At 42.5% G+C, this 23,877-nt stretch carries 20 protein-coding genes; 12 read left to right on the forward strand and 8 right to left on the reverse strand.

The genetic code is table 11. The features are described 5' to 3' along the window. The first annotated feature begins 24 nt into the window (after nt 1-24). Nucleotides 25-1,071 carry a Gfo/Idh/MocA family oxidoreductase gene (locus tag BUC07_RS03700; protein ID WP_073165759.1) on the forward strand — a complete coding sequence of 349 codons (1,047 nt, stop codon included), beginning with the start codon at nt 25-27 and terminating at the stop codon, nt 1,069-1,071. 28 nt (nt 1,072-1,099) lie between these two features. Here BUC07_RS03700 and BUC07_RS03705 read toward each other — a convergent pair whose 3' ends face one another. Then, a complete protein-coding gene (locus BUC07_RS03705) occupies nt 1,100-1,615 on the reverse strand; it encodes an FKBP-type peptidyl-prolyl cis-trans isomerase (protein WP_175552455.1) in 516 nt (171 codons plus the stop codon). Nucleotides 1,616-1,943: 328 nt separating this feature from the next. Here BUC07_RS03705 and BUC07_RS03710 point away from each other — a divergent pair, with 328 nt between their 5' ends. Continuing rightward, a complete protein-coding gene (locus BUC07_RS03710) occupies nt 1,944-3,983 on the forward strand; it encodes a thioredoxin domain-containing protein (protein ID WP_073165763.1) in 2,040 nt (679 codons plus the stop codon). Continuing rightward, complete coding sequence (locus tag BUC07_RS03715; protein WP_073165765.1) at nt 3,976-5,022, forward strand: NAD(P)/FAD-dependent oxidoreductase; 1,047 nt, start codon at nt 3,976-3,978, stop codon at nt 5,020-5,022. Before BUC07_RS03710 ends, BUC07_RS03715 begins: the two co-directional genes overlap by 8 nt. A gap of 209 nt (nt 5,023-5,231) precedes the next feature. On the opposite strand, the gene BUC07_RS03720 is transcribed toward BUC07_RS03715, so the two are convergent. Next, the gene (locus tag BUC07_RS03720) at nt 5,232-7,304 is read right to left on the reverse strand and encodes a prolyl oligopeptidase family serine peptidase (RefSeq protein WP_073165767.1); all 2,073 of its coding nucleotides are present in this window, start codon (nt 7,302-7,304) and stop codon (nt 5,232-5,234) included. 449 nt (nt 7,305-7,753) lie between these two features. Here BUC07_RS03720 and BUC07_RS03725 point away from each other — a divergent pair, with 449 nt between their 5' ends. The 4 genes from BUC07_RS03725 (at nt 7,754) to BUC07_RS03740 (ending at nt 12,939) form a co-directional block, all read left to right on the forward strand. Further along, entirely contained in the window at nt 7,754-8,620 is an 867-nt protein-coding gene (locus tag BUC07_RS03725) for an alpha/beta hydrolase (RefSeq protein ID WP_073165770.1), read from the forward strand. Between the two features lie 343 nt (nt 8,621-8,963). Next, nucleotides 8,964-10,043, forward strand: coding sequence for a CNNM domain-containing protein (locus BUC07_RS03730; protein ID WP_073165773.1), 1,080 nt, complete (start codon nt 8,964-8,966; stop codon nt 10,041-10,043). A gap of 173 nt (nt 10,044-10,216) precedes the next feature. Next, a complete protein-coding gene (locus BUC07_RS03735) occupies nt 10,217-11,869 on the forward strand; it encodes a diphosphate--fructose-6-phosphate 1-phosphotransferase (RefSeq protein WP_073165775.1) in 1,653 nt (550 codons plus the stop codon). 194 nt (nt 11,870-12,063) lie between these two features. Continuing rightward, nucleotides 12,064-12,939 carry a Cbp1 family collagen-binding glycoprotein adhesin gene (locus BUC07_RS03740; RefSeq protein ID WP_139279459.1) on the forward strand — a complete coding sequence of 292 codons (876 nt, stop codon included), beginning with the start codon at nt 12,064-12,066 and terminating at the stop codon, nt 12,937-12,939. Between the two features lie 56 nt (nt 12,940-12,995). Here the strand turns inward: BUC07_RS03740 and BUC07_RS03745 are convergent, their stop codons facing one another. The 4 genes from BUC07_RS03745 to BUC07_RS03760 are packed head-to-tail and all read right to left on the reverse strand — an operon-like array spanning nt 12,996 to nt 15,541. Continuing rightward, a complete protein-coding gene (locus BUC07_RS03745; RefSeq protein ID WP_073166048.1) occupies nt 12,996-13,472 on the reverse strand; it encodes a hypothetical protein in 477 nt (158 codons plus the stop codon). Between the two features lie 52 nt (nt 13,473-13,524). Beyond that, nucleotides 13,525-14,097, reverse strand: coding sequence for a flavodoxin family protein (locus BUC07_RS03750; RefSeq protein ID WP_073165780.1), 573 nt, complete (start codon nt 14,095-14,097; stop codon nt 13,525-13,527). Between the two features lie 48 nt (nt 14,098-14,145). Beyond that, nucleotides 14,146-14,796, reverse strand: a complete 651-nt coding sequence (locus tag BUC07_RS03755; protein ID WP_073165783.1) for a DUF4159 domain-containing protein — start codon at nt 14,794-14,796, stop codon at nt 14,146-14,148. 43 nt (nt 14,797-14,839) lie between these two features. After that, nucleotides 14,840-15,541 carry a 16S rRNA (uracil(1498)-N(3))-methyltransferase gene (locus tag BUC07_RS03760; RefSeq protein WP_073165786.1) on the reverse strand — a complete coding sequence of 234 codons (702 nt, stop codon included), beginning with the start codon at nt 15,539-15,541 and terminating at the stop codon, nt 14,840-14,842. A 218-nt stretch (nt 15,542-15,759) separates the two neighbouring features. On the opposite strand from BUC07_RS03760, the gene BUC07_RS03765 reads away from it, so the two are divergent. The 4 genes from BUC07_RS03765 to BUC07_RS03780 all read left to right on the forward strand — a co-directional run bounded on the left by BUC07_RS03765 (nt 15,760) and on the right by BUC07_RS03780 (nt 22,469). After that, nucleotides 15,760-16,554: a dienelactone hydrolase family protein gene (locus BUC07_RS03765; protein WP_073165788.1), complete on the forward strand. Its 795-nt coding sequence runs from the start codon at nt 15,760-15,762 to the stop codon at nt 16,552-16,554. A 95-nt stretch (nt 16,555-16,649) separates the two neighbouring features. Then, on the forward strand, nt 16,650-18,089 hold the full coding sequence (locus BUC07_RS03770) for an efflux transporter outer membrane subunit (RefSeq protein ID WP_217652639.1): 1,440 nt from the start codon (nt 16,650-16,652) through the stop codon (nt 18,087-18,089). Between the two features lie 57 nt (nt 18,090-18,146). Further along, nucleotides 18,147-19,355, forward strand: a complete 1,209-nt coding sequence (locus tag BUC07_RS03775; RefSeq protein WP_073166053.1) for an efflux RND transporter periplasmic adaptor subunit — start codon at nt 18,147-18,149, stop codon at nt 19,353-19,355. Next, nucleotides 19,356-22,469, forward strand: a complete 3,114-nt coding sequence (locus BUC07_RS03780; RefSeq protein ID WP_073165790.1) for an efflux RND transporter permease subunit — start codon at nt 19,356-19,358, stop codon at nt 22,467-22,469. It abuts the gene before it with no gap. Between the two features lie 11 nt (nt 22,470-22,480). On the opposite strand, the gene BUC07_RS03785 is transcribed toward BUC07_RS03780, so the two are convergent. Continuing rightward, nucleotides 22,481-22,975 (reverse strand): SixA phosphatase family protein, encoded by a 495-nt coding sequence (locus BUC07_RS03785; protein WP_073165792.1) that lies wholly within the window; start codon nt 22,973-22,975, stop codon nt 22,481-22,483. Between the two features lie 11 nt (nt 22,976-22,986). Beyond that, nucleotides 22,987-23,265: a putative quinol monooxygenase gene (locus BUC07_RS03790; RefSeq protein ID WP_073165794.1), complete on the reverse strand. Its 279-nt coding sequence runs from the start codon at nt 23,263-23,265 to the stop codon at nt 22,987-22,989. Nucleotides 23,266-23,337: 72 nt separating this feature from the next. Here BUC07_RS03790 and BUC07_RS03795 point away from each other — a divergent pair, with 72 nt between their 5' ends. Continuing rightward, nucleotides 23,338-23,853: a metallophosphoesterase family protein gene (locus BUC07_RS03795; RefSeq protein WP_073165795.1), complete on the forward strand. Its 516-nt coding sequence runs from the start codon at nt 23,338-23,340 to the stop codon at nt 23,851-23,853. Nucleotides 23,854-23,877: the final 24 nt, after the last annotated feature.

Consider the following 23,877-nt stretch of genomic DNA (forward strand, 5'->3'; position numbering starts at 1 on the left):
ACAAATAGCTTAAAAATAAACAGAATGAAACCAACGATAAAAGTAGCTTTAGCATCATTTGGAATGTCGGGCCAGGTTTTTCACGGCCCCTTACTTAAAGTGCATCCGGGATTTGAAGTCATTCAAATTCTTGAACGTTCAAAAAAATTATCAGCCCAACTTTTCCCGGATGCGGATATTGTGAGAGATTTCAATAAGATTCTTGAAAATAAAGAATCTGAGCTGGTGGTGATTAACACCCCCGATGCCTTGCATTACGAAATGGCAAAGCAGGCAATAAACGCCGGCAAAAATATTATTGTTGAAAAACCAGTCACTCAAAAAAGCTGGCAGGCCGAAGAGTTGGTGAAACTTGCCCGCGAAAAAGGAGTTCTCCTCACGGTTTACCAAAACCGCCGTTGGGATGGAGATTTTCTTACGGTGAAAAAAGTGCTGGAGCAGGGAAATGTTGGCCGGCTTATCGAATTTGAATCGCATTTCGACCGTTACCGCACCTTCATTAAGCCTGATACCTGGAAAGAAGAAGGTGACGAATATGTAGGAGTTTTGCACAATCTGGGTTCGCACATGGTGGATCAGGCTTATGTGCTTTTTGGAAAACCGGAATGGGTTGATGCCCGCCTGAAAATAGTACGACAGGGTGGGAAAGTAGCTGATTATTACGATATCCGGTTGGAGTACACCGGTTTTTCCGTTATTTTGAAATGTTCGTACCTGGTAAAAGATCCCGGTCCGCGCTACAGCATATTTGGCGAATACGGAACTTTTCACAAATGGGGAATCGATAACCAGGAAGAAAAGATGAAATCAGGGAAATTGCCGGTGGGAGACGACTGGGGCTCAGAACCGGAAAAAGTGTGGGGCACTTTGACTTATGAAAAAGACGGACTGGAATTTCAGGGGAAAGTGCAGACAATTCCAGGCAATTACAATGCCTTTTATAATAACATTTTTGATGTGTTGAGAAATGGTGCAGAACTGGCTGTAAAACCCGAAGAGGCAACAGAAGTTTTAAAAATTCTGGAAGCCTGCCTTGAAAGTAACCGGAAAAGAAAAGCAATAGCGCTTTAAATTTAAACGTAATCTTATGGCTTTGTAGCTACTGTACCTTTGGCCTTAAATCATGCATTTTTGATGTATAAAGCAGGGTGGTATAAGGAGGAATATTTGCTGTGCCCTTTGCTCCGTAAGCAAGGTTCGACGGGATTATCATTTCTATTTTGGCTCCTTTATTCATGTGGGCTATTCCGTCTTCCAAACCAGGTATGATTTCGGGATTGCCAAATACAAATTTCCAAATACCATTATCGTAAAACTCTTCCGATGATTCAAAAATTACTCCGTTGGAAAGATACCCTGTGAAATCGATGAAGCAGGTATCACCCGTCTGGGGAAATGGGCCTTCACCCGGCTCTTGTACAAGATAATACACACCCATTTCGGTAGTGTCAAGGGTGAAGCCTTCATTATTCAATTTAACCAGTAGTGCATCCAGCTCAGCCATTTCGTCTTCAAATGTCCGTGGCTCAGGCTCGTCGTCGGTTATGCAAGAGTAACTGAAAATAAGTCCGTTAATAAGTAAAAAAGACAATAAAAGTTTTATCGTTTTTTGCATGGTTCTCTCTTTAATTTCAGCCTGAAAGTTACAATTTTCAATGAAATTAACAATCATTTATTTTATCCTGAACTATTTATAAATTTTAAAAATATGAATAAAGTTCAGGTTAATCCCGACTTAGATGAAGTTGAACTTTTAAAAAAAAGTTTTACTGAATCTTAGTCGTCCCGATAGTTATCGGGAGAGATAGGGATTATTTGTGAATAATCCGGGTTATAACACGGGCAATTTCAAAACATAAACTTTCAATACTAATTTTTGTTCCATCAGTAACATAATGCCAGGGAATTAAAAATCACTATTTGGCATTTTAAAATATCTCAAAATGAAACAAGAAAAACATACAAATCAACTCATAAATTCTACTTCTCCCTACTTGCTGCAACATGCGCACAATCCGGTTGACTGGCATCCCTGGAGTGAAAAGCTAATTGAAAAAGCCCAAAAAGAAAATAAGCTGTTGCTGGTTAGCATTGGATATGCTGCCTGCCATTGGTGCCATGTTATGGAGCACGAGTGTTTTGAAGATGTTGAGGTGGCGGAGTTAATGAATAACCATTTTATTTGTATCAAAGTGGATCGCGAAGAGCGCCCCGATGTGGATAATTACTATATGACTTCTATGCATTTGATGGGACAGCAGGGAGGCTGGCCGTTGAATGTGATTGCCCTGCCCGATGGAAAACCCATTTGGGGCGGAACGTATTTCCCAAAAGAACACTGGATGAAGAACATTTTGGCAGTGGCTGATTTTTTCAGCGAAAATCAGCAGAAAACCCGGGAATACGCAGAGAGCCTTCAAAACGGAATTGAACAGGCCTCGCTGAAAATTGCGGAAGAAAATGAAGTAGCAGTGAAGCCTGATTCGCAACTTCTGGAAAGAGCGGTGAGTAACTGGCAGGAAAGATTTGATTTTGAAAATGGCGGAAATAAAGGCGCCCCCAAATTTCCCATGCCGGTCAACCTCGGTTTTTTGCTGAATTTCGGGAAACTTTTCGGCAATGATAAAGTGCTCGGTTATGTGAAACTGACACTTGAAAAAATGGCCCGTGGTGGAATTTATGATCAGGCTGGGGGAGGATTTGCCCGCTATTCGGTAGATGAAAAATGGAAAGTTCCGCATTTCGAAAAAATGTTGTACGACAACGGCCAGTTGCTGAGCATTTACGCAAAAGCCTGGCAACAATTTAAAACCAACGAATTTAAAACCGTTATTTATGAAACAGCTGCATTTATTGACAGGGAACTGATGTCGGAAAACGGAGCACTTTATTCTTCGCTCGACGCTGACAGTGAAGGAGAAGAAGGAAAATATTATGTATGGAAACAGGAAGAGCTAAAATCGATTTTTAAAGATGACTATTCTCTGTTTGCTGAATATTTCAATGTGGGGGCAAAAGGATTTTGGGAACAAGGCAAAAACATTTTGCTGCGGGATGAGCCTGACATCTCATTTGCTGAAAAACAGGGTTTAACGAAAAGTGAACTTCGCGAAAAAGTAAAAAGCTGGAAAGGTATTTTATTGAATGAAAGAGCGAAAAGAGTTCGCCCGGGATTAGATGATAAAACAGTTACATCGTGGAGCGCTTTGGTAATCCAGGGCTTAACCGATGCTTACAAAGCTACAGGCGATAACTATTTTCTGAAAAGTGCACTTAAAAAGGCGGTATTCATCAACGAAAATCTGATGGCGAAAAACGGGCAACTTGTCCATGCCTGGAAGAATGGAAAAAGCACAGCGCAAGGGTTCATGGAAGATTATGCACTGCTGATTGGGGCGTTTATCTCGCTTTTCGAAGTATCCGGTGAAGATCGCTGGTTGAAAAAAGCTGAATTGCTTACCAATTATTCGTTTCAGCATTTTTTTGATGAAAAACGCGGATTGTTCTACTTCTCCGAAAAAGTTAAAAACGGCGGAATTATTACCAACCATTTTCAGAATGAAGACAATGTGCTGCCTGCCGCCAATTCCGAAATGGCCAATAACCTGCATAAGTTGTACTTGCTGTTGGGGAAGCCGGCTTATAAAAATAATGTGCTGAAGATGCTTCAGAATGTCATGCCCCATTTCCCGAAATATCCGATGGCGTTTGCCAATTGGGGAACCTGCATGTTAAAGTTGGTGAAGCCTTTTTATGAAATGGCAATAGTTGGGCCGGATGCCAATAGTTATTTGCAGGAGCTGCAATCAGAATACAGGCCAAATCTTTTGTGGGCATTCTCAAAAATGGACACTGAAATTCCCATTTTACAAGGCAGGTTTAAAAAAGGCAAAACATTGATTTATGTTTGCCAGGAAGGAACTTGTAAGCTGCCTGTTGAAAGCCCCGTAGAAGCTCTTGGATTCATAGAAAGTCATGATTAACACCGAGTTTCTGATTGTTGGCAACGGGTTGGCCGGTTCGTTTTTGGCTTTTGAAATGCTGAAAAACAAGCTGGATTTCCGGATTGTGGCATCACCAACAAAAAGCCGTGCCACTGAAGTTGCTGCCGGAATGTACAATCCGCTGGTGTTTAAACGACTGACAAAAAGCTGGATGACCGACGAATTGCTGCCGGTGATGCATGGGAAATTTTCAGAAATTGAACAGTTGCTGGGTGAAGAATTTCTTTTCAGAAAAGATATTTTAAAGCCTTTATCAGAACAGGAAAAAGAGCTATGGCAAAAGCGAAAACAGGAAACAGAATTTTCAAAATACATTAGTGACATAACAGATAATAGCCCGGTGAAGAATATTATCCCTTCAGCGGGATACGGACGTGTTTCGGGCTCAGGTTATGTGGATTTAAAAAAGTTTCTAACTGTTTCTGATCGCTTTTTTTTTAATAATAAGCTACTGATTCGTCACAATTTGGACCCTGAAGTTATCGATAATTCGAAAGGATATTTTGAAATTGGTAACCTGAGAGCAAATAACATTGTGTTTTGCGAGGGGGCTGCATTAAAAGAAAACCCGTTATTCAGTTTTATAAAACTTGTTCCTGTAAAAGGAGAAGTGTTGCAACTGTTTTCAACTGAGATTCTCGAAAAATATATTCTGAATAAAAATGTGTTTTTGTTACCGTTAGGAAATCAGCGTTTTAAGGCAGGTTCTACTTACGAGTGGAAAGATTTAACAAATGAACCAACTGAAACCGGAAAACAATCAATTACTCAGCGACTGGAAAAATTGATTACCGCAGAATATACAATTGAAAACCATTTGGCAGGCATCCGGCCGGCTACTTCCGATCGAAGACCGGTGCTGGGCATCCATCCTCAAAATAATCATGTTTCAGTTTTTAACGGGCTGGGAACAAAAGGAGTGATACTTGCCCCATATTTTGCAAACGAAATGCTGAAATTGCTCACAATTCAAAACTATTCAGTTAAGAAGGAAGTTGATATCAAAAGGTTTTTATAGATTGATTGAGGAAATACATAAAAAAAATAATCCCGGCGCGTCTAACCGGGATTACTCAATAACCTTCAAAAGCGTCTATCTGGTTCTATGTATCGGGTTTTGTACATCACAAACATAGATACATTCAGTGAGACACGCTTATTTTTTTTACTGATTTACAGGGTGCAAAAACCTGATATTTTTTATCAGGTTTTTGCACCCTGTTTGTTTTAATCCATTAATTTCATTTGCAGGTACGAATAGAGCTGCGTAATCATCCTTGCCCGTTGCTCGTTGGTTGAAGCTCCGGCATGGCCTCCCTCAGTATTTTCGAAATAATAAATTTTATAGCCTAAATCGCTCATTTTTGCTACCATTTTACGGGCATGCCCCGGGTGTACCCGGTCGTCGCGGGTGGAAGTGGTGAAAAACACTTCCGGGTAATCTTTCCCTTTTTCAAGGTTGTGGTAGGGTGAATATTTTTTTATGTATTCCCACTCCTCCGGGATGTCCGGATTTCCGTATTCAGCCATCCAACTGGCGCCTGCCAGCAGTTTGTTGTAGCGTTTCATATCCAGTAGAGGAACGGCGCAAACCACTGCTTCGTACAAATCGGGACGTTGGGTGAAGGCAACACCAACAAGCAATCCGCCGTTACTACCGCCATAAATGCCCAGTTTTTCGGAGGAAGTAATTTTGCGCTTAATTAAATCTTCGGCCACAGCATGAAAATCGTCAAAAACCCGCTGACGGTTTTCTTTTAGGCCGGCCTGGTGCCATTTGGGACCAAACTCACCGCCGCCCCTGATGTTGGCCAGCACGTAAACTCCGCCATGCTCGAGCCAGTTTGTTCCGGTTGTGGCCGAATAGCCCGGAATCATCGGAATCTCAAATCCGCCATAAGCATATAATAGTGTCGGGTTTTCGCCATTTAATTTCATCGATTTGGCATGCACTACAAAATAGGGGATGTGGGTACCATCTTTCGAAACAGCATCGAATTGTTTGACTTCAAATTTATCGGTATCAAACCAGTTGGGAAGTGATTTCACTGCTGAAAACTCACCTGTTTTTGCATTTCCGTAGTAAAGTGTGGAAGGTTCCAGAAAATTCTGAAAGTAGAAAAAATAGCCGTTCCCGGCTTCATCGGCAGAGCCCAGCGTGACATTTCCAAAATCCGGCACATTAATTTTTTCCCTTTTCCAGCCCTTGGTATAATCGTAGGCATAAAGTTCACTTTTCACATTCACGAGCATATTTACCAGCAGCCGGTCTTCGGTGTCTGTTAGTTCCTTAATGCTTGAACGTTCATCGGGCTCAACAACCAATTCAAAGTTCAAATTGCCGGCAATTAAATCGTTATAATCAATACTGATTACCGCTCCCTGGGAAAACGTTTGCCCGTTTACCTTCCATGCCGATTTTAATTGAAATATGACCTGGTTTTTAAAAATGGTATTCATTTCAATGTCATCGGGCAATTGGGGTTTTACCAGTTCGTCATTTTCAATAAAATAGTAGGAGCCTTCGTAAAACGAAGTCCGGTGCGAAATCAATTGGTAAATTTTGTTTTGTGTTCGCTGTGCCGATCCCCAAATTCCCATGTCATTTTCCGAGCCTTTAAAAATTTCGCGGGCATTTTCCAGCTGGGTTCCTCTTTTCCATATTTTAACCTGTTTGGGATACCCGGATGTGGTAACTCCCTCACCAAAATCGGTGGAAACCATCAGTGTGTTTTTGTCGATCCAACTGGCACCGCCTTTGGCTTCGGGCAAATAAAAACCATCTTCAACAAATAATTTCTTCGAAACATCAAACTCACGGATAATTACGGCATCGCCACCACCTTTTGAGAGGTTGACCAAAAATCGGTTGTAGTTGGGATACAAACCTGAAGCCCCTTTAAACACCCACTTTATGTCATCTTCTTTAGCCAGCTTATCTATATCCAGAAGGATTTCCCAGTCAGGATTTCCACTGAGGTAGCTCTCGCGTGAAGTTCTTCGCCAAATACCACGCTCATGTTCCTGGTCCTGCCAGAAATTGTAAATGTATTCGCCGTAAATGGATGGTGACGCAATGCGTTCTGTCGAGTTTAAAATCTCGAGGTTTTTCTCCAGGAGTTGATCGTATCCTTCCTGCGAGGTGATAACATCAACGGATTTTTTATTCCATTCTTCCACCCAGTCCAGGGCTTTTTCGCTGTCAACTTCTTCGAGCCACTGATAAGGGTCGTTTTCCTGGGCAACTACGGGTTTGATAGTCATAATCAAAGCAAAAATTAATAACGGTATTTTTTTCATTTTGGTGAATATTTAACAAGATTTAAAGTGTGGGTAAAATTAAAAAAGTTTGGGTGAATATGAATTACAAAAATACAAGATTGAGAGTCTGTTTTGATTTTGTTGTTAAGAAATATTTTGATGTATTTTTTGTGATCGGACAAGGCAAAATTCATGCGATTAGTTTGATGTAAATGCAAGGCGTCGGAACACTCAGATATAGATATCTATTTAAAGGGTTTTGTAAGAAGCAGATGCATTAAAATAAACACACTTGTGAAAAATATTTTTCATGAATTAACCAGGTTTAGGAAATTTTGCAACAGTATGAGTAAAAAAACGCAAAATAGAATAAATGGATAAATTACAACCAGTCGCTGAAAGTCAATTTCACTGCGATGCGCAAAACATGGATTGTTTTGGTTATAATTTTATGTTAGTTTTGTTTCTTAATTTAAAAACCAGTATAAATGAAAAAAATTTGGGGGATAATTTTTGTTCTGCTTTTTTCTGCAACCCTTTTTGCACAAACGGGAAAAGTATCCGAATCGCTTGTATTTGAGAGTGAAAAAGTGAGCTACCCGGTAGAATATTCCATTTACCTGCCACCGGGTTACCAAACTTCGCAGCGAAGTTATCCGGTGCTTTATTTGTTGCACGGCTATTCCGACGATGAAACCGGCTGGATTCAGTTCGGCGAAGTCAACAGCATTGCCGACCGGGGTATTGCCAGCGGCGATTTTTCTCCGTGTATCATTGTAATGCCCGACGGAAAAGTTTCGTGGTACATCAACAGTTACGATGGCAACGACCCCTGGGAAGATATGTTTATTGAGGAGTTTATCCCGTTTATTGAAAGCGAATACCGTATTCGTCGCAACAAGGAATTCAGGGCTGTTGCGGGGCTTTCCATGGGCGGAAACGGAGCATTGCTGCTATCGATGCGGAATCCCGAAATGTTTTCGTCATGTGTGGCCATGAGCGCAGGAACCTTCACTGATGAGGAGATCCTTTCCAACGATGCCTACGACCGCTATTTTGGGAATATTTATGGCCCAAAACCAAAAAACGGCGAGGTGACCGATTACTGGAAATCATACAGTCCGCTGCATTTACTCGACAGTGTGGAAAAGGAAAAGCTGAAATCCATTCGTTTTTACATCGATTGTGGCGACGACGATTTTCTGTACAAAGGCAATTCGGCGCTGCATGTAAAAATGCGCGATTTGGGCATCCCGCATGAATACCGTGTTAGAAATGGTGGACACCAATGGAGCTACTGGCGAACTGGCTTGTTTGACGGCTTGAAGTTTATTTCAGAGAAATTTCGCCGTTAAAACAATAATCATTAAAAATCTGATTACGGCTGCCGCATTTATCTTGATTTTTGCTAGGCGTGTCAATGCAAAGCGATTGGCAGCCCCATTTTTTATGTTTGCAGAAAATTGATTTCATGGCTGATCCAATTTCGTAAATCTATGTTCTATTGGTTTTTCTGTTTAACTATTATGAACATAAAAAACAAGAAAAAAGCTTTATTAGCGGCATTGTGTTAAAAAAAATGGATTTCCCATTTCGAATGAACCGATAATTCCATATTTTCGTACTGTTTACTGAAGACGTATAAAAACCGGAGAAAGAGAGAAACCTTCCGGCGCTGTTTTCGGAGATAAATTAACTATGGCAACACTACTTTTCTATTTTGTTTTATCAATTGTTGTTTCTTTTTTTTGCTCCATGTGGGAAGCTGTGCTCCTAAGCATCACCCCTTCCTTTATCAGTCGTATGCAAAACGAAAAACCAACAGTGGGGCATATTCTGAACAAGATGAAGGAAGATATAGACAAGCCTCTGTCAGCCATCCTGACTTTAAACACATTTGCACATACCATAGGTGCGCTCGGAGTTGGCGTTCAGGCCGGAAAATTATTTGGTGCAAACAATCTTACTGTTTTGGGCATAAATGTGACATACGAAGGATTAATTGCCGGAACAATGACCCTGGCAATCCTTGTGTTATCCGAAATTATCCCTAAAACACTGGGAGCCAATTCATGGAAGAAACTAACTCCGTTTACCGTGCGCTCTTTAAGGGTTTTGATGTTTGTGCTGGCTCCTTTTGTGTGGATGAGCAAGAGTATAACCCGCCTGGTGAAAAACGAAAAAGGCCGCAGCGTTTTCAGCCGGGCCGATTTTGCTGCAATGGCCGATGCCGGATTGAAAAGCGGAGCACTCGACCGGGAAGAGAAATCGATTATTCAAAACCTGCTGCGCCTGGAAAATCTTAAAGTGCGCGATATCATGACTCCACGTTCCGTTATTTTAATGGTGGACGAAGAGTTGCCCATGAAGGAAATTTACAAGGACATAAAACCCATGGTGTTTTCGCGAATACCTGTTTACCACGAGCATCCGGACAATATCACGGGGCTGATTCTGAAAGACAATATTCTGGAAAAACTGGCGCAGGATAAACATTCGGTAAGAGCAAAGGAAATAAAACGCGATATTCTTTTTGTTGAAGATAATTTTACCGTGGCTAAACTTATGGATACGCTGATTTTGAACCGCGAACACCTGGCTATGGTGGTCGATGACTTTGGCAGTGTGGTTGGGCTGGTTACCATGGAAGATTTATTTGAAACACTTTTAGGGCTCGAAATTGTGGATGAAACCGATAAAGTGGAAGATCTACAAAAGCTCGCCCTTGAAAAATGGGAAAAACGATACAATAAACAACGGTTTAGCCCTGAAAAGTAAATTTTGAAGTGCCGATTAAAATGAATAATGGCACTTTTCTTTATCATTTTAACAGACCTCTTAATTTTTCTTTAAATCAACTGCCGAAAAATTTCAGTAGTAGGTAATCAGTTTTAAATAGGTTATTTTTGGAAATAAACAATTTAAATCATTAGAATTAAAATCCAGGAAAAATGAATATTAGTGCATTGCAAAAAGAGCGGGCAAAATATCAGCCCAAGCTTCCCAAATCGCTTCAGGGGTCAGCTAAATTGGTAGAAGGCGAAAAAACCAAATCGGTTGCCAATCAAAAAGAAATTGAAGAATTGTTCCCAAACACCTACGGGATGCCGCTTATCGCTTTTGAGAAAGGTGAGGAACAAAAAAGCAACTCACCGGTAAACATCGGGGTTATCCTGTCGGGCGGACAGGCTCCGGGCGGGCACAATGTAATCTCGGGCATATTCGACGGAATTAAAAGAATAAACCCGGAAAGTAAACTCTACGGTTTTCTGGGTGGCCCCGGCGGATTGGTCGATCATGTTTATGTTGAACTCACTGCCAAAAAAATTGATGAATACCGCAACACTGGTGGTTTTGATATTATTGGCTCGGGCCGTACCAAACTGGAAGAAGAATGGCAGTTTGACAAAGGACTGGAAATTGCCAAAGATTTGGATCTGAACGCCCTGGTAATTATTGGTGGCGACGATTCCAATACCAACGCCTGTGTTTTGGCTGAATATTATTTGAAAAAGAATGCCGGAGTGCAGGTTATTGGTTGCCCGAAAACTATTGATGGCGACCTGAAAAACGAAATGATTGAAACATCGTTTGGTTTCGATACCGCAACAAAAGTATATTCCGAACTGATTGGCAACATCCAGCGCGATGCCAATTCAGCAAAAAAATACTGGCACTTTATAAAACTGATGGGCCGCTCGGCTTCTCACATCGGACTGGAATGTGCACTTAAAACCCAACCCAACATTACATTAATTTCAGAGGAAGTTGCCGAAAAAAAACAAACCCTTGGCGAAATTGTCGATTACATGGCCAGTGTGGTAGCCCAGCGTGCCGACAATGGTGATAATTTTGGCGTGGCACTCATTCCTGAAGGGTTAATTGAGTTTGTTCCTGAAATGAAAAAACTGATTTCGGAGCTGAACGATTTACTGGCCGAAGGAACTGAAACAGGCAAAGAATTTAAAATGCTGAAGAAAAGCCATCGCCGCGAATGGGTAGCTTCGCAATTATCACCTGATGCTGCAAATCTTTTTCAATCACTGCCATCGGGTATTGCCAACCAGTTAACACTCGACCGCGACCCGCACGGAAATGTCCAGGTATCGTTAATTGAAACCGAGAAACTGCTTGGAGAAATGGTGAAAACACGCCTTGCTGAAATGAAAGAAGAAGGTAAATTTTCAGGAAAATTCAATACCCAGTACCATTTCTTTGGTTACGAAGGCCGCTGTGCTGCACCGTCGAATTTCGATGCCGATTATTGCTATTCACTCGGAGCTACAGCTTCCGTGTTGGTTTCCGAAGGAAAAACAGGTTATATGGCTTCTGTCCGGAATCTTACAGCACCGGCTGAAGAATGGATTGCCGGAGGCGTTCCGGTAACTATGATGATGAATATGGAAAGGCGTCACGGCCACATGAAACCGGTTATTCAAAAAGCATTGGTTGAACTGGATGGCGCTCCTTTTAAATATTTTGTTACCAAAAGGGGAGAGTGGGCCCTGGGAACTCATTATATTTATCCCGGCCCCATACAATACTTTGGCCCATCAGAAATATGCGACCTGCCTACCCAGACTTTAAAACTGGAACAAGCATAGGTTTATTTACTATATTATTCTTAAAAGCTTGTCCATTTATCGGACGGGCTTTTTTATTGACTTGCTTTCTTAACTATCAATAATCATCCGGTTTAAAAGTTGACGATTAATAAAGCTGATTTGAATCTTTTATGTAAACCGAAACGTAATAACATGTGAGTGATTTTGAACTTAAAAACCAAAAAATTATTATTATGAAATGTGCAGCTGCTTTTCTACTGGTTTTAATTATTACGTCATGCCACAATTACAAAAAAGATGCTGAAAATCTTCAGGTAAAAGTTGACAGTTTAGTATCTGCTTCGCAACAAAAAGAAAGTACAATCGAGAATTACTTAGACGATTTTACTGAGATACAGACAAGCCTCGATTCCATAAAAAAAATGGAGGAATTGCTTGTAATCCCGGATGAACCCGAGCGGGCAGATACAAAGAATAAGAGGGAGCAAATTATTGCAGACATTTCTGCAATCAGCGATTTGCTTGAAAAGAATAAAGAATCCATTGCTTCATTGAAACACAGGTTGAATAATGCCAGTTTGAAATCAGGTAAACTGGAATCAATGGTTAATGAGCTGGAAACGAAAACAAAAAATCTGGAAGAAAATTTGAAACAGAAAACGGAAGAAATTGATGAATTGAGCGAAACTGTAAATGTGCAAAATGAGAATATCACAGTGCTGAACAAAAAAATTGAGGGATTGAGGGAAGATTTATCAGGGAAAGCAGATTCCCTGAAATGGATGAAAAATGAATTATTTACAGGGTTTTATATTGCCGGTGCGTTAAATGATTTGAGGGACAAAGGAGTGGTTGTTCGCGAAGGTGGAATATTGGGTATTGCCAGCACTCCTGTGGTTTCTGAAGATTTCTCAAATGATTTATTTGAAACAATTGATAGCAGAGAGTTAGATTTCCTGCCACTTAATTCAAGAAAAGCAGATTTGATTTCCGTTCACCCTTTAAATTCATATCATATTTCGGGCGATAACAATGCAGACACATTGTTTATTGATAACCGGAATAAATTTTGGTCGATTTCGAAATATTTGGTGGTAGCTGTCAAATAAAAAGCGGGCTATTACAACCCGCTTTTAAATTTTTTCTTTTGATGAATATCCGTGTTTTACCAAATGTACCGGATTGACAGCGCCCCGCCATCGGCCCATAAACCGGAATGGCCTATTACATTTATTGCGGGTTTCCAGTCAATGCCAATACTAAACGGAATTTCAGCAAAAACATATTCCATCCCCAATATTCCATCAATACCAATAACGGTGTGGCTATCATTATCTTCGAACCAGGGGTTTCCGTCATAATCACCCCAGAATCCAATATGGCCACCAACACCGTAAAACCAGTAAAGTCCCGGTGTGTCGAATGCAACTTTATTGATTTCGTAGAGCCCGGTAATATTAAACCCACGCCAACGGGTGGATAATATTCCTTCAACGGCGGCATTGTTACTTACAAAATGCTTGAGCGTTATGCCATTGGTAAAACCACCTCTTAACCCCAGACCGGTGTTGTAACTCTTTTGTGCATAGCTGATTGAAAATGAGAATAATACTAATAATGCTACGAATAATAGTTTTTTCATGACTTTAATTTTATGTTTGTTATTTAATAAACGAATTGTGTTAAACATTAGTTTAAATTTTATTCAAAAGCCAGGCCATGTTTTCACCGAGGGTTTGTATCGTTGCTATTCCTTCATCGTCATTCAACACATCGCCCGGGTTTTTACCCATTGCAAAATTCCAGTAGCTGGATCCGGGTACAATCATCTGGTTTATCAGGAAAAAATTGTTGATAGACTCAAAGGCATGTAATGCGCCGCCCCGCCGAAGGGCAATTAGCCCTGCACCAACTTTTCGTTTCAACAAGTGTCCGTTGGCCCGGGTTACATAACCGGCAACATCAATCAGGGCTTTTACTTCGGGGGTTACGTCGGCAAAATACACCGGCGAACCAATGATGATTCCATCGGCTTCCAGCATTTTTTCAATGCAAAAATTCAGATGATCATTTTTAATGTGGCATTTACCATCCTGAATTTCTTTACATTTCAGGCATGCGGTGCAACCATGAACAGGTTTGTTCCCCAGTTGAATCGTTTCTGTTTCAATGCCTTCAGCATTCAATATTTTAAAAACTTCATCAATTAAAATTTTTGTATTGCCCTTTTTGCGCGGGCTGCCGTTAAATGCGACTACTTTCTTCATAAATTTTGATAATGGTTTTTTTATTTTTCAACTAAAAAATCACTCAATTTACTGGCTGAATACGAATGAAATAATATTGGCTCCCATTTTTAGCGCGGTTTCACGCACCTCTGGCGGGTCGTTGTGTACCGACTCATCTTCCCAGCCATCGCCCAAATCGGTTTCGTAGGTATAGAGGCAAACCAACCGCTCTTCAATAAAAATTCCAAAAGCCTGGGGCGGTTTATTGTCATGTTCATGTATTTTGGGTATGCCTTCGTTAAAGGTATATTTTTGGTTGAAAATGGAGTGGGAGGGGGGCAACTCTTTCAGCTCATTGTTAGGGAAAACTTTTTTGATTTCGCGGCGAAAATATTCATCCAGTCCGTAGTTATCATCCACATGCAAAAATCCACCAGCTTCCAGGTAGGTGCGCAGGTTTAGCGCTTCGCTTTCCGACAAAACAATATTTCCGTGACCGGTGAGGTGAACAAACGGAAAATTAAAAATTTCGGGGCTGCCAATTTCTATGGTCGATGGCTCCGGGAAAATGTTGGTATTCATATTCTGATTGCAAAACCCGATAAGATTGGGCAGCGCCGTTGGATCCGCATACCAGTCGCCACCTCCGCTGTATTTAAGCAGCCCGATTTTTACTCCGGCATTCTGGCCGGAAACCCCGGTTGCAAAAAGCATTGCTATAATTAAAAGTATTCTCATAACTTATTTCGCGAAATTACAATTCCTGATTAAAAGGGAAAATTTATTCCAACACCAAATTTACCGTGTGGCAGGCAACAATTCCTGCTGTTTCTGTACGTAAACGCTCATCCCCAAGCGATATTTCGCTGAACCCATTTTCTTTGGCAGTCGCAACCTCTTCTTCACTGAAATCGCCTTCGGGGCCAATCATAATTAAAATGTCATTCTCTTTTTCCAGAAGGTTTTTTAAATGCGGTTTTTTATCCTTGTAGCAATGGGCAATAAATTTTTCATTTTCAGTACAGTTTTTAATGATTTCATTGAAAGGTACCATATCGTTTAATTTGGGCAGAAATGCTTTTTGTGACTGTTTCATGGCCGAAACCAGAATTTTTTCGAGGCGATTGAATTTTACCGCTTTTCGCTCCGAATGTGCTGACAAAAGCGGGGTGATTTCATCAATTCCAATCTCGGTGGCTTTCTCGAGGAACCACTCAAAACGGGCGATATTTTTGGTTGGGGCAATGGCAATGTGCAGCCGGTAATTTTTCCTACGGGCCAGCTTTTGGGTTTTCAAAATGGACAACACGCATTTTTTGGGATGCGGATTGCTGATTTCAGCTTCATAAAATCCACCCTTGCCGTCTATTAACTCCAAACGATCGCCTTCACGCATCCTCAAAACTTTTACTGCATGTTTTGATTCGGTTTCGCCGAGTGTTACAGAATCGCCTGAAATATCGGAAATGTAGAACAGTTGCATAATTTTTACATTTTGTGCAATGCTTGCAAATGTAAAAAAAAACGTGGTTCGAATTCTACGATAATTTGTACAGGTAGTCCGGTGTCCGCTGTGTTAAATAATAATAAGGGAAATAGTGGTTTTATTTTTGTCTCATAATCAAAATGTTCTGTTTGTGAAAATTAAACCTAAAATCTTTTTTTGCGTTATAATAAACATATGAACCAGAATAATTAGCGATGAAAAAATTGGTTTTATTCACATTTTTACTGGCAAACATGGTTGTGTTAAATGCACAAAACCTAGCGCTTAAGCAGCTGGAAGATTCCCCACGTCATCACGAATGGATAAAAGTTAACAATGAGGATCGCGAGATAAATTGCTTTGTGGTTTACCCCGAAATTTCAGAGAAGGCCACGGTTGTTATCGTGATTCATGAAAACCGAGGTTTGACTGACTGGGTTCGCAGTTTTTCGGATCGGCTGGCTGTCCGGGGATACATTGTGGTGGCTCCCGATTTGTTGTCGGATTTTAGTGAAAAATATGCATCAACCTCCGATTTCCCAAATTCTGATGCCGCGCGGAATGCCATTTATAAGCTTTCGCCCGATCAGGTAAAATTCGATTTGATGGTTGTGCAGGATTTTGCTGAGCAACTACCTGCAGGTAACGGAAAAACTGTAGTTGCCGGATTTTGCTGGGGCGGCTCGCAGAGTTTTCGGATGGCCACCTACAACAGTGATATTAAAGCGGCGCTGGTTTTCTATGGCAGTGCACCTGAAAAAGATAAAATCAAAAATATTTCTGCACCGGTTTACGGATTTTATGGCGGAAACGACGAACGGATCAATTCCGGTATTCCTGAAACTGAAGAACAAATGCAGGCTGAAGGGAAAAAATATAATTACTTCATTTATCCCGGTGCCGGCCATGCATTCATGCGCAGTGGAGCCGATCCTTCTGGGGCAGCAGAAAACAAAAAAGCCCGTAAAAAATCCTGGGAAAAGATGCTTGAAATACTGGCTGAAATTTAACCTGAACATTATTATCTTCAACAATTTTGAACTTGATTTCATCGGCCATTGTTAAGAAAAAATAACCGTTGTTTTGTAGGTAATTTTAAAATTTTATGATAAAAACCAGAGAAGAAAAAAAATTTCGTTTGCCGACTTCGATGAGTTATTCTGATTTTGTAAGAATATTCGGAATTGGGGTTCTGCTTTTTTTTCTCTTAAACTGCTCACCCAAAACAACATCGGTTTCGCTCCCTGTTGAAACCCCCGGCAATTTTTCTGAATCGGGCACACAAAACCAGCCCCAACACTGGTGGACTGTTTTCAACGATGATAAGCTGAACACCCTTGTTGACAGCGCACTACAATCGAATTTTTCGTTGCAAACAGCATGGCAGCGGCTGCAGGCTTCACAGGCTGTTTTAGACCGGGAGTCGGCCTCTTTATTTCCCGTTCTGGATGCATCCGGAAGTGCGGAAATTAATAACCGCCAGTCTGAATTTCAGCAAAGCCAGCGATTCCGGCTGGGGTTGTATTCAGAATATGAATTGGATTTGTGGGGGAGGATTCGTGCAAATATCGATGCGCAAAGTTTTAGGGCTGAAGCAACTTTTGCCGATTACCAGGCTGCTTCCATCTCCTTGTCTGCCGAAGTTGTCCGAACCTATTTTCAACTGGTTGAAGCTCGCAATCAATTGGAATTGGCCCGAAAGCAGGTAGAGACCAACGAAAAAGTACTCGAGCTTTTAAAGGTCAGGTTTAGCAGTGGTCAAATCCGGAGTGTGGATATTTTGCGGCAGGTGCAATTGGTGGAAGCAACCCGCGAACAGCAGATTTTTGCCGAATCGAGGTTGCAGGTGCTGGAACATTCACTGGCTGTTTTGCTGGGTAAGTCGCCTCAATCCGAATTTCAGGCTATCGAAACAAATCTGCCTGAATTGCCGCCCATCCCCGAAACCGGTGTCCCGGCTGAGCTCATTGAGCGGCGCCCCGACGTGAGGAGCTCGTTTAACCTGCTGCAAGCAGCCGATCGCGATTTAGCCGCTGCCATCAGTAACCAAAATCCACGGCTTTCAATTTCAGCTTCGGTTTCAACAGGAGCTTATGATATTCAGGATTTATTCACCGACTGGGGGCGTGGAATTGCCGCCGATTTGCTGGCACCCCTTTTTCGCGGAAATGAACTCCGCGCCGAAGCAGATCGCGCTGAGGCTATAAAAAAACAACGCCTTTATGAGTATGGTGAAACTGTGCTCAATGCATTCAGGGAAGTGGAAAATGCGCTGATTCAGGAAAAGCAGCAGGCTAAAAGTATTGAGAGTTTGGAACGACAAGTTGAACTGGCGGAGCAGACAAATAAACAACTGCGCGCTGAATACCTGAACGGAATGAGCAATTACCTCGATGTGCTCACTGCTCTGGACGAAGAGCAGCAATTGCGTCGTGATTTACTTCGTTCGAAACTGGCCCTGCTCGAGTACCGGATTGCACTTTACAGGGCACTTGCAGGAAGTTTTGAAACTGAGCGGGAAACAGTAGCATTCGATAATTTGTAAATCAGTATAATTAAAATGTCAAAAAAACGACAAGCAGGAGATATAGAAAAAAGTTCGATGAACTGGAAGAAAACACTCATTATCAGCTTACTGATTCTGGTGGCTGGAGCAGTAGTGGTGTTTATTATTTTCCGCACCGAACCAAAAGCTCAGCGAGGCGGTGCCACCAAAGAAACTGCCATGTTGGTGGATGTTGTTACGGTAAACCGTGGAAATTTCAGTCCCACAATTGTAACTACCGGAACAGTTGTGCCTTCAAAGGACATACTTTTAAGTCCGAGGATAAGTGGCGAGGTAATGGAAATTTCTTCCGGTTTTACACCGGGCGGTTACGTAAAAAAAGGGGATGTGCTTCTTCGTATCGATCCTTCCGATTATCAGAATGCGTTGCAACTGCGCGAAAGCGAGTTGCTTCAGGCCGAAGCCGATCTGCAAATTGAAATGGGGCGTCAGAATGTAGCTCAAAAGGATTTGGAGTTACTGGAAGAAGAACTGGCAGGGCAGGATAAATCGCTGGTTTTACGCGAACCGCAGTTGAATGCTGCCAAATCGAGGGTGGAGGCTGCACAGGCAGCGGTTGATCAGGCTGAACTTGATTTGCAACGCACAACCATCCGTGCCCCGTTCGATGCACATATTTTAAGCCGGAATGTGAATGTTGGTTCGCAGGTTGCGCCCGGTCAAAATCTTGGGCGCCTTGTTGGCATGGATGTTTACTGGTTGGAGGCGACTATCCCACAGGCAAAGCTGCGTTGGCTTTCGTTTCCCGGTTCAGGGCACCAAAAAGGTTCGCCGGTAAAAATCAGAAACCGGACAGCCTGGAAAGCCGGTGAGTTCAGGGAAGGATTTCTCTATAAACTTATTGGTTCGCTCGAAGGAAATACACGACTTGCAAGAGTTTTGGTTGCCGTGGAAGATCCGTTGCTTCAGCAAACTGACTCTGCCAGTTTGCAACCACTGATTATCGGAGCCTTCATGGAAGCCGGAATTGAAGCCATGGAAATGGAAAATGTTTTCAGGGTGAACAGAGATCTCATCCGGAAAGATGAAACCTTGTGGGTGATGGTTGATAATAAATTGCAAATCAGAGAGGTGGAGATTCTGTTGCAGGATTCGGAATACGCTTTCATTTCTTCGGGGTTAAACGACAATGAAAAAATTGTGGCCACCAACCTGACTACAGTAACTGACGGAGTGCCTTTGAGAGTGGAAAATTCAGACGAAGAGAGTCAGGTTCAAACACAATCATCGGGAGGGACACAGTAAATGGCAAAGTCAGGTTCAAAGAAAAAAGAGAAAAAGGGGAAAGGCGCAATTGCCTACATGGCGCGAAATTCCGTTGCTGCCAATTTGCTGATGCTCATTCTTATCGGCGGCGGAATCTGGACAATGTTCAACATTCAAAAAGAAGTTTTTCCGCAGTTTCAGCTCGATATTGTTGAAGTAAGCGTGGTCTATCCGGGGGCTGCTCCTACTGAGGTGGAGATGGGAATTTTAATGCCTGTGGAAGATGCCATACGGAGTGTGGAAGGCATTAAGGAAATTACCTCCACAGCGCGCGAAGGTTCCGGAACTGTTTTAATCGAACTGGTTACCGGCGTCAACCGGATGAAAGCGTTTCAGGAAATTGACCAGGCAGTGAACCGCATCCGCACTTTCCCTGACGATATCGAGGAACCCGAAGTCCAGCTTCAAACGCAGCAGCGCGATGTAATGGAAATTGTTTTGTACGGCGGTTCGGATATCTGGACATTGCGGGTGCTGGCAGAGCGATTGCGCGATGTTTTACGGAATAACGAAGGAATTACCCAGGTTGAAATCGGCAATGTGCCCGATTACGTGACCCATGTTGAAATTCCACGGCACCGGTTGCGGAAATACAATTTAACGCTGGGCGAGGTTTCACGTATCATTGTGGAATCGAGCGAAGATATTCCGGCTGGTTCGGTGGATACCGAGTCGGGTGAAATTCTGCTGCGAATGAAAGAACGGAAACAGTGGGCCGAGGAGTTTGAGAAAATTGAGTTGATTCCTTCTGAATTGGGCGCTTCGGTTACGCTTGCTGATATTGCTGAAATTACCGATGGCTTTGAGGAAACCGGGTTTCACGGACAGTTTAACCAGCAACTGGCCGTCAGTTTGGAGATTTTCAGGGTGGGAAAACAGTCCCCACTGGAAATTGAAACCACAGTAAACGAAATTTTGTCGGAATTTGAAAGTTCGCTGCCTCCGGGAATCAATTACCGGATTGACAGCAATCGCGCAGAGGACTATCGCGAACGACTGTCATTGCTTACCGAAAATGGTCTGATCGCCATAATTATTGTGCTGTTAATTCTTTCGCTTTACCTTGAGTACCGGCTGGCATTCTGGGTAATGATGGGAATGTCCATTTCGTTTATTGGCGGAATTCTTTTTCTGCCATTTCTCGGTATCAGCATCAATATGATTTCCATGTTCGGGTTTCTTGTGGTGTTGGGAATTGTGGTGGACGATGCCATTGTGGTGGGCGAAAACATTTTTGAATACCGCCAACAGGGCATGGGTGTGATGAAAGCTGCCATAAAAGGAACCAAAGACATTGCCCGCCCGGTGGTGTTTAGTATTATCACCAATATTATCGCGTTTATTCCGCTGCTTTTCATCCCCGGAACAACCGGAAAATTCTGGTGGCCATTGCCTGCCGTGGTCATTGTGGTACTGCTGGTTTCGCTTGTGGAAGCGCTTTTTATTCTTCCGGCGCATCTGGGCCACGTGTCCAAAAATCCCGTTAAAATTAAGGCTATTCAATATTTCGAACGTTTTCAGCGTTGGTTTGCCCGCGGATTCGACCGGTTTATGGAAGGATATTATCGTCCGTTTCTTGAATTGAGCCTCCGGCACCGGTATATCACTTTAAGCATTGCTGTTTCGCTGTTTGTGATTGTGGGTGGTTATGGTTACAGCGACCACATGGGAATTATTATGATGCCTGAAGTTTCGGCCGACGAAATAGAAGCCGGGGTGACACTGCCGGTGAGTACCACCATAGATCAGGCAGCAAAAGTGGCAAACGAAATTACGCAATCGACTCAACGCATGTTCGACGAACACAATTTGTATGAAGTAGCCGAAGGTATTAAAACCAACGTACGGGGACAGAATTTTATCGATGTGGAGATTGTAATGAAACCGCCGGATCAGCGTGATATGACGGCCCAGGAAGTGATTGAACTGTGGCGCGATGAAATTGGCGATATCGAGGGAGTTGACCAGATTACATTTGAAGCGGAAAGCGGTCCCGGAGGTTTTCAGCAAGACATCAGCGTGGATATCAGCCATTCCGATATTGAAGTGCTCGAAAAAGCAAGCCAGGCATTCTTCACACAAATGGAAGAATTTGAAGCCACCCGCGATGTGAACGACAACTACAACAAAGGAAAAACACAATACGATTTCAGGTTGCTGCCCGAAGGCCGAAGCCTGGGATTAACACCCGGCGATGTGGGCCGTCAGCTGCGAAATGCATTTTACGGAGCCTTGTCGATGCGCCAGATGCGTGAAACCAACGAAATTGAAGTGCGGGTAAAACTGCCGCTGGAAGAGCGGAAAGATATTTATCATCTGGAAGATTTAACCATTCGAACACCGGATGGCACCGAAGTTCCGCTGTTAGATGTAGTCAGCCTGGAGCAAGGTGAGGCATTTACAACTATCAACCGGCGCGACGGCCGCCGCGTGGTAACAGTTGGCATGGATGTGGAACCAGCCAATGCCGTTACCCGGGTGTTGCGATCGATTAACGAGGAAGTACTGCCCCAACTCCGGAACGATTATCCGGGTATTACCTGGACTTTCCAGGGCAGCCAGGCCGAAATGCGCGAATCGACACAAGTGCTTTGGAGCGGCTTTGCTATGGCGTTGCTGATAATTTACGCGCTGCTCGCCATTGCTTTCCGTAATTATTATCAACCGCTAATTGTAATGACATCCATTCCGTTTGGAATTATCGGTGCGGTTATCGGGCATATTTTACTGGGGTACGATTTGTCGCTTATTAGTTTAATGGGAGTAATTGCACTTTCAGGAGTAGTGGTTAACGATTCCCTGATTATGATTGATTTTGCCAACCGTCAACGTGGTGAAATGTCGGTGTTCGATGCCATCCACGAAGCGGGACTGCGGCGTTTCCGGCCAATCATTCTGACTACCTTAACAACGTTTGGCGGACTGACGCCCATTATTCTGGAACGGTCGATGCAGGCACAATACCTTATTCCAATGGCCATTTCGCTGGGATTTGGAATTGTTTTCGCCACCTCTATTATTCTTGTATTGGTACCGTCGTTGTATATGATTTTGGAAGATTTACGCCTCGCATTAAAAAGCAGAAAAAGTTAATTGAAAGTGGGTTATTTAAACATTTTAGGAGTGAGGCGAAAAGCATTTTCCCCGGTTCGGGCTTCTACCTGTTTCCAGCTTCCCACCTGAAAATCGATGCCAACTGTGGCGCAGGTGGGCATGTCATCGTGATAGCTTTTTAGCAAGTTGCCCGTGAACATGTGGAAGTCGGGATTGTGTCCGAAAAAAAATACCGTTTGCAAATTATCGTCTAACGACTGAATCAGTTCCACAAATTCCGATGTGGTTAATCCATCGTAAATTTCAGGAATTTCCCGGATTTTTTTTGCATCAAACTCCAAATGTTCCGCAAAAATGCGTGCTGTTTTCAACGCGCGTTTTGCCGGGCTCGAAATCATGGCATCGGGTTTACTTTCTAAAGTATTCAGTTCCTCGCTTACCAGCTTGGCATCGTTTTTTCCACGGTCGCGCAAATCGCGGTTAAAATCGTCCTCATAACCGTAAGGAACGGCTTTGGCATGGCGCACAATTACTACTCGTTTCATGATTTTCAAATTTAAACCGGTTGGTAAATATCGATTTCAGCTTCCGCAATTTCAGTTAACTGTGGAACAATGTTGGTAAAATGTTTGGTATTGTTGTGCTCATCTACCGCAGCCTGGTCCTGCCATTTTTCAATGATACAATAATCCAGTGCCTTTTTTACATCTTTAAACAGCATATATTCAATGCATCCTTTTTCTTTTTGTGATGCTTCACTCAGTTCATTCACCAGCTTTAAGAATTTTTCTTCCTGTCCTTCATGCACTCTAAATTTTGCTACTATTGAAATCATAATTCAGTTTTTATTTATTTTGTATTTCTATCAAACAAATTTAGTTTAATTTTCGGCACAAAGTCAAGTGAAATGAGACGAATCGGACTTCTTTCTGATACACATGGATTTCTACCTGAAAGATTGTTTTCTTTTTTTGAAAAGGTTGATGAAATCTGGCATGCCGGTGATTTGGGTACCATCGGACTGGCCGACCGGCTTGCAGATTTCAAACCGCTGAAAGGGGTTTACGGCAATATCGACGGGCAGGATGTTCGCACCGTTTATCCATTGCACCAGCGTTTCATGTGCGAAGATGTGGATGTGTGGATGACCCACATTGGCGGGTACCCTGGACGGTACGAATGCTACGTTAAACCTGATATTTACAGGAATCCGCCCAACCTGTTTATCAGCGGGCATTCCCATATTTTAAAAGTTATTTACGATAAGAAACTGAACTTTCTGCATATTAATCCTGGTGCTGCCGGCTACAAAGGGTTTCATAAAAAATGCACGGCTGTGCGGTTTGTAATCGACGGCAAAAATATAAGAGATATGGAAGTTTGGGAGATGGAGCGGAGTGCCTGTATTCCGAAACCCCAATAAAATTGGGCACCTGCCGGATTATTT

Source organism: Tangfeifania diversioriginum, assembly GCF_900141875.1.
Taxonomy (GTDB): Bacteria; Bacteroidota; Bacteroidia; order Bacteroidales; family Prolixibacteraceae; genus Tangfeifania; species Tangfeifania diversioriginum.